This window comes from Methylobacterium sp. B1, assembly GCF_000333255.1.
In the GTDB taxonomy this organism is placed as follows: Bacteria; Pseudomonadota; Alphaproteobacteria; order Rhizobiales; family Beijerinckiaceae; genus Methylobacterium; species Methylobacterium fujisawaense.
Genome location: NZ_BACT01000920.1, coordinates 1 through 7,052 on the forward strand (window position 1 = coordinate 1; position 7,052 = coordinate 7,052).

The 7,052-nt window shown below is 73.0% G+C and carries 5 protein-coding genes; 2 read left to right on the forward strand and 3 right to left on the reverse strand.

The genetic code is table 11. The annotated features are described in order from the left end of the window. Nucleotides 1–204 precede the first annotated feature (204 nt). Nucleotides 205–594, forward strand: a complete 390-nt coding sequence (locus tag I53_RS25970; RefSeq protein WP_043356297.1) for a phage holin family protein — start codon at nt 205–207, stop codon at nt 592–594. A gap of 228 nt (nt 595–822) precedes the next feature. Here the strand turns inward: I53_RS25970 and I53_RS25975 are convergent, their stop codons facing one another. The 3 genes from I53_RS25975 to I53_RS25985 form a co-directional block, all read right to left on the reverse strand. Continuing rightward, the gene (locus tag I53_RS25975; protein WP_083936164.1) at nt 823–2,583 is read right to left on the reverse strand and encodes a sensor histidine kinase; all 1,761 of its coding nucleotides are present in this window, start codon (nt 2,581–2,583) and stop codon (nt 823–825) included. A gap of 6 nt (nt 2,584–2,589) precedes the next feature. Next, a complete protein-coding gene (locus tag I53_RS25980) occupies nt 2,590–5,451 on the reverse strand; it encodes a PAS domain S-box protein (protein ID WP_051045080.1) in 2,862 nt (953 codons plus the stop codon). Nucleotides 5,452–5,604: 153 nt separating this feature from the next. Then, complete coding sequence (locus I53_RS25985; protein WP_043356299.1) at nt 5,605–5,823, reverse strand: hypothetical protein; 219 nt, start codon at nt 5,821–5,823, stop codon at nt 5,605–5,607. 222 nt (nt 5,824–6,045) lie between these two features. On the opposite strand from I53_RS25985, the gene I53_RS25990 reads away from it, so the two are divergent. After that, nucleotides 6,046–7,052 (forward strand): MFS transporter (locus I53_RS25990; RefSeq protein WP_043356305.1); only part of this gene is annotated, 1,007 nt, incomplete at its 3' end.

The following is a 7,052-nucleotide window of genomic DNA, read 5'->3' on the forward strand; positions in this document are numbered from 1 at the left end:
CCGGATCCGCTGCGGCGGCCCCGCCGGAGCCGATCCCGTACGACCGGGCCGATGCCAGCCGGGCGGTCATCCTGGCCGGCCTCGCAACCGTGCTGATCCTCGGCGCGGTGCTCCTGATGCTGTGAGCGTCGGGGGCGGAACGCTTCGGCCCGCGGCCCCGTTGGCCCGGGACGGCCGGAAACGGCCCCGAGGACCATCGTATCCATGCGTCAGACCCCGGACGGAACCCTCGCCCTGCTGATCGCGGCCTTGCGCGAGGGGACCGCGCACGTGGAGGCGCTGCTGACGCTGGCGCGGACGGAGATCGACGGCAACATCCGGGCGATCGTATCGCTGGTCGCCATCATCGGCACGATCCCGGTGCTCCTGATCGTCACCTTCTTCCTCGGCCTCGACGCCGTGGTGAAGCTGCTGGCGGTGCCGTTCGGCGCGGAGGCGCCGGCCGCGCTGCTCGTCGCCGCGCCGTTCCTGGCCGTCGCGCTCGGCCTCGGCTGGATGGGCGTGCGCCGGATGGCGCTCTCGAACCTGGAACCCTGGCGGACATGGCGGCAGGTGAAGCGGGACGTCCGGGAGGTTACACGCATCGGCACCTGATCCCGGGACCGAAAGGTCGTTTTCCGTCAGGTGGCTATGCCCGTTCGTTCACGCGTGACGCGAGCGGCCCGGCGCTTCGCCGGTAGAGGGGCTGCTTCGTCGTTCCGCATCCTGTCTAGGCAAGCCGGCCCATCGCGCCCGGCTGATCCGGATGTGCTGAACCGATCAATCAGAATGTCGCCTCAACGCCCTGTCGCATCGAGACAATCTTGCTGAACCCCGTGGGCTCTAGCCCGTGGGTGCCAGCATCGTGCCGAGCCCCGGATCCAGCGGCACGTCGATCCGGCACTGGAGGCCTTGGGGTTCGAAGGCGAGATCGACCGTGCCGGCGAGCTCGCGCCGCACGCCGCCGGCGATCAGCCGCGTCCCGAAGCCGACCCGGGTCGGCGGCTGCACCGGCGGGCCGCCGCTCTCCTCCCAGCGGAACCGCAGATGTCGCGCGCCCGGCGCGAGCGACCACGTCACCCGGACGCGGCCCTCGCGGACCGAGAGGGCGCCGTACTTGGCGGCATTGGTGGTCAGTTCGTGGATGGTCATGCCGAGCGCGAGCACCTCGCGGGGGCTCAGCGAGACGTCCGGACCGTCCAGGCGGATCTGGTCGCCGCCGGTCCGGTAGGGGCCGAGTTCGTTCTCCAGCACCTCGCGCAGGGACGCACCGCTCCAGTCCTCGCGGGTCAGGAGGTCGTGGGTCTTCGACAGGGCCAGGATCCGCGCCTCCAGGACGTCCGCGGAGCCGCGGGACTGGCGGGCGAGGGCCTGGACGGTCGCCAGGGTGTTCTTCACCCGGTGGTTCAGTTCGTGCAGCATCGTGCCCTGCTGCGCCTGCAGGGCGCGCCCGTTCTGGATCTCCGCGTGCAGCGCGGCGGTGCTGCGTTGGAGGGTGCCGGCCATGGCGTCGAGCTTGCTGCCGAGGCGTTCGAACTCCGTGGCGCCGCGCAGGCCGGTGCGGGCGGCGAGATCACCGGCCTGCCAAGCCGCCGCGATGTGCAGGAGCCGCTCGACCGGACGGCGGATGAAGAGCCGCCCGGCCACGAGGGCGGCGGCCAGCGCCAGCGCCGCCCCGAGCGCGATCAGCACCAGCCCGCGGCGCGTGGCGGCGTCGATATCCGCGAAGGCGGCGGCATGGTCGCGCCCGACCACGACGCGCACCCCCGCCAGCGGGCCGTCCGGCGTTGCGGCCGCGATGATCCGCAGGCGGCCGTCGAGCCCCTCGGCGACGCGGACTTCGCTGCCCTGGATCTCCCGCATGGCGCGCTGGTCGGGCGGGATCGGCTTGCCGATCCAGGCGGCCTCGTCCGGACGGCGGGCGATGATCAGGCCGTCGCGGTCCGTGACGGTGATCGCCGTCTCCGCTTGATGGAGCGTCTGTTCCAGATGATCGGAGAGCCAGTCGAGGTCGACGGCGGCGAGGAGGACGCCGGTGGGGGCCGCCGTCGCGTCGCCGGCATGGACGGCCCGGGCGAAGTGGATCGAGGGCCGCCGCGTCTGCAGGCCGACCGCGTAGCCGCCCACCGCGTAGCCGCCCGTCTCCAGGGCGCGGCGGTGATAGGCGCGGTCGCGGCTCGTGTAGGAACCCGCCGGGGAACCGGCACTGTCGCAGAGCACGGCGCCTTCGGGATCGGTGAGGGCGATCAGCAGCACGTGCGGCAGCCGGGCGGCGGCGCGCCGCAGGTAGGCGGTGCAGGACGCCGGGTCGCGGGTCTGCACGGAGGCATCCCCGGAGATCAGGTCGAGGGCCTGCTGCATCCGCTCGGAAATCTGCGCGAAATCCTCCGCGACGTCCCGCGCGATGGCGCGGGCCTCGGCCCGCACGGCCGCGTCGCGGCTCGCCCGCAGGGCGACCTCGTTGTAGCCCTGGATCGCCAGCGCCGGGGCGAGGGCGAGCAGGACGAGCAGCAGGATGCGGGTCGTCAGCGACAGAGGCAGCGAGAGAGGCGGCGGCGGTAGCGACGGCGGCGGCGCGGCGGGGCGTGGGACGCGGAGCGGCATCGGCGGTCAGTCGCGACCGGCGATCATCGCCCGCACCCGGGCGGCCAGCACCTCCACGGAGAACGGCTTGGTGATCATCTGCATCCCCGGTTCCAGGTGACCGGTGCCGAAGGTCGCGTTCTCGGCATAGCCCGTGATGAACAGGACCTTCAGGTCCGGCCGGTGCGGGCGGGCCGCATCCACCATCTGTCGGCCATCGAGGCCGCCGGGTAGGCCGACATCGCTGATCAGAAGGTCGATCCGGCCCGGTCCCCGCAGCAGGGCGAGCCCCGCCCGGGCGTCCGCGGCCCGGACCGCGGTGTAGCCGAGGTCGGCCAGCACCTCGACGATCAGGTCCCGCACCACCGGCTCATCCTCCACCACCAGCACGGTCTCGCCGCGCGCCGCCCGGTGCAGCATCGTGCGATCCGAGGCCACGGATTCGGGCTCCGCGACGCCGCGGTGGCGCGGCAGATAGAGCGTGACGGCGGTGCCGCGCCCCGGCTCCGAATCGATCCGGACGTGTCCCTCTGACTGCCGGGCGAAGCCGTAGATCATCGACAGGCCGAGGCCGGTGCCCTGGCCCAGCGGCTTGGTCGTGAAGAACGGATCGAAGGCCCGGGCGGCGACCTCCGGGCTCATGCCGGTCCCGGTATCGCTGACGCGGATGCTCACGTAGGAGCCCGCCCTCGCGCCGGCCTCCAGCCTTGCGTCGGCGTCGCCCAGGCGGGCGTTTCCGGTCTCGATCACGAGGCGGCCGCCCTCCGGCATCGCGTCCCGGGCGTTGATGGCGAGGTTGAGGACGGCGTTCTCGAGCTGGTGCGGGTCGCACAGGGTCAGCCACAGGTCGGCCGCCGTGACCAGGGCGAGTTCCACCCGCTCGCCCAGGGTGCGGCGCAGGAGCTCCTCCATGCCGGCGATCAGCGGGTTGGCGGCGGTCGGCTGCGGCGCCAGGGGCTGGCGCCGGGCGAAGGCGAGCAGCCGGTGGGTCAGGGCCGCCGCCCGGTTGGCCGATGCCATGGCGGCGCCGGCATAGCGCTCGATCGCGTCGAACCGCCCCTGCCGGATGCGGGTCTGCATCAGCTCGAGGGAGCCGATGATGCCGGTAAGCAGGTTGTTGAAGTCGTGGGCGATGCCGCCGGTGAGCTGACCGATCGCCTCCATCTTCTGCGCCTGCAGGAGCTGTTCCTCGGCGCGGCGCTGCTCGGTCAGGTCCCGCCCGACGATGTAGAACAGCCCGGCCCCGGGCTCGGGCACCGCGGTCCACATCACGACCCGGCGGTCGCCCGCGCGGGTGAGGACGCGGTCGACGAAGCCCGTCACCCTCTCGCCGGCGGCGAGCCGCCCGACCACCGCGGCGGCCTCGGCATGGTCGTCCGGATCGATGAACGTCGCGAACGGGCGTCCGAGGAGCTCGGCCTCGGTCCAGCCGAGCATGCGCGCCCAGGCCGGGTTGACGCTCTTGAGGAAGCCATCGAGCCCCGCCGTGCCCATCAGGTCGTTGGTGGTCTCCCACAGCCGGTCGCGCTCGCGGGTGCGCTGCGTGACCTCGGAGAGCAGCGCCGCCTCGACCTCCTTGCGGTCGGTGATGTCCTGGACGAACACATGGAAGCCGTCGACCGCCCCGCCGGCATCGCGCCGGGGCAGATAGCGGATCTCGGCATCCCGGTGGCGCCCGTCCGCGTGGGGCCACGCCGCCTCGAACAGGACGGCCTCGCCGGCGAGCGCGCGCTCGATATAGGTGCGCCGCAACTCGGCATTCGCCGGAGTCAGGAGCGCACGCACGTCGCGGCCGACGATCTCGGAGGCCGGGCGGAAGAACCAGTCCTGATAGGCCGCATTGGCGAAACGGTAGATGTAGTCCCGGCCGATGAAGGCGATCAGCACCGGCAGCGCATCGGTGATGAGGCGCAGCTCGCGCTCGTTGGCCTCGGCGCGCCCCTCCGCGGCCTTGTGGTCGGTGATGTCGCGCACCGCGCCGACGAACCGGACCGCACGCCCCGCGCCGTCCCGCTCGAACGCGCCGCGCCAGGCGATCCAGCGCTCCGCGCCGGTATCGGCCCGCCGGATCCGGTAGGCGACGTCCCGCGCGGCGCGGCCGGCCGCGCGGTCGGCCCGCCGGGCGATCAGGCCGGCATCGTCCGGGCTGACGAGGCTGGCGATGACGTCGACGGGGAGCCGGTCCTGCTCCGGCAGCCCGTAAAGGCGAAAGAAGTTCGGCGTCCCGTGGACGGTGTCGCTGGCGATGTCGATGGTGAAGACGCCGACGCCGCCGGCCTCCTGGGCCCGGCGCAGGCGGCCCTCGGAGGCGCGCAGAGCCGCCTCGGCCCGGGCCTGCGCGCCGATCTCGGTATTGACCCCGAACCAGCGCGCCACCCGTCCGGTGGCGTCCCGCAGGGGCACGATCCGGGTGAGGAAGGGCCGGAACATGCCGTCGGCGCCCCGCAGGGGGAAGACCATCTCGAACGGTTCGCCGGTGGCGATCGCGGCGGCCCAGACCGCCTTGACCCGCGGCAGCTCGGCGGGGTCGTGGACAGCCTGCCAGCCCCAGCCCGCCATCGCCTCCTGGGTGGTGCCGCAATAGTCGAGCCAGCGGCGGTTGTACCAGAACAGGTAGCCGTCGCTGCGGGCGAGCCAGCACAGGATCGGCAGGTGGTCGGCGAGGTTGCGGAACTCGGCATCGTCGAGCCGTGCCGGGTCGGGATCGGGCAGGGTCGCGTCGATCCGCGCGGGCGCGCGCCAGAAGGCGCGGCCGAAGGCGGTCTCGTCCGCCGGTGCGACCGCGGCGTCTGTCTCCGCCCGGGCCGCGAGGGCGGCACGCAGGCCTTCGACCTCGTCCGCGAGCGCACGGTTGCGCTGCCGGAGATTCGCGACCTCGTCCACACTCATGAATCGCCGCCGGATCGGGCGGACGCGATCGACACGCGCGCGCAGGCGGATTCGAGAGCGGGATGCGGTGCCATACCGGCGTTTTTGCAGAACCGGCCGGCCCTTGCCAGTGCGCCGCGGGATCCGGGCGCCGGAAGCGTGGGCGGGATCGTCTCAGCGCCCGCGGGGGCGGCCGGCCTGCGGGCGCAGGTACAGGAAGCTGCGCTCGCCGGTAGCGGCTTCGGCCACGTGCTGGATCGTGTCGAGCAAGTCGGCCACGGCCTGCGGCGCGGCCGGACGGAACCCCGCCTTCGGCTCGACCCAGCGCTTCTGCGTGCGTCCCGCGGCGATCTGAGCTTCGCTCAGCGCGTCGAAATCCCGGCGTCGGGTCATGGTTCTGCCCTCCGCCTGGGATTCTGTCGGCGGTATGGTTGACGAAAGGTTAACGCAGGATCCGCTCTCCGCGAGGGGACAGCGCGCCGCATCTGCCGACCGGCTTGATCCAAGAGCCAGCCCCCTCTAAACAACAAAAACTGAGGTAAATCAATAGATTAGTGTGATTATAAACTGCAGCCTCCGGGACGGCGCGGGACTCAGACCAGCGTGTGGGCCGCGGTGACCGGATCCGCCGGCCCCGCCATCGGCACCCGGGTCGTCGACGCCCTGGCCGGGCTGCGGCCGCTGGCGCCATTCTTCTGCCTGTACGTGACCTTCGGGGCCACGCTCGGCTTCCTGTCCGGCGGGGCGCCGCTGATCCTGCGGGCCCGGGGCGTGGAGCTGGCCGAGGTCGGCCTGCTGCAACTGATCAACCTGCCGGTCGGGCTGACCTTCCTGTGGGCGCCCGTCCTCGACCGGCTGCGCCTGCCGTTCCTCAGCCATCGGATCGGCTGGATCGTGGTCGCGCAGGCCGCTTCGGTGCTCCTGCTGGTCGCCCTGAGCTTCGGCGAGACCTGGCCGCTCCCGGCGCTGCTCGCCCTGGCGATCGCCGCCTGCGCCTGCGTGGCGACCATGGACATCGCCCTCGAGGCGCTGGTGGTCGAGACCGTCCCGGCGGACGAGCGGGCCTACGTGGCCTCGGCCAAGCTGTGCGGGGCCTCCCTGGGCGGGATCCTGGGGGTCGGCGTGCTGGTCGGCTCCTACGACAGCCTGGGCTGGCACGGGGCGGTCCTGGCCTGCGCGGCGCTCGACGCCCTCTGCCTGCTGCCGATCCTCGGCTACGGGGAGGCGCGCCTGCGCGGGGCCGGGCCAAGCCTGGAGCGCGGGTCGGGCGCGCTGGCGCGTCTGCGCCGCCTGGCCGGACGCGTGCTCGTCCTCGGGGCCTATTTCGCCGCCTCCTATCTCGTCGCCGGGCCCAACACACTGGCGCTCCTCGATCTCGGCGTGTCGCTCGGGCAGGTCGGATCGCTCACCGGCACCGTCCTGCCGGCCGTGAACCTGGTGATGGCCCTGGCGGCGGGGGGCTTGGCCGCGCGGTTCGGCACGGTCCGGCTGATCGCCGCGGGCGCCCTCGGCGTCCTGGCCTCAGGGGGCCTGATGGCCGTCGCGAGCGCCGGCCGGATGGCGGATCTCGGAAAAACGGCCACGGTGCTCAGCTTCGTCGCGGGCGGCTTCCTGGGCGTGCC

Coding starts and splice junctions, on each gene's coding strand:
- I53_RS25980 (WP_051045080.1), bottom strand. CDS start 5,451: ATGAGTGTGGACGAGGTCGCGAATCTCCGGCAGCGCAACCGTGCGCTC.
- I53_RS25970 (WP_043356297.1), top strand. CDS start 205: ATGCGTCAGACCCCGGACGGAACCCTCGCCCTGCTGATCGCGGCCTTG.
- I53_RS25975 (WP_083936164.1), bottom strand. CDS start 2,583: ATGCCGCTCCGCGTCCCACGCCCCGCCGCGCCGCCGCCGTCGCTACCG.
- I53_RS25985 (WP_043356299.1), bottom strand. CDS start 5,823: ATGACCCGACGCCGGGATTTCGACGCGCTGAGCGAAGCTCAGATCGCC.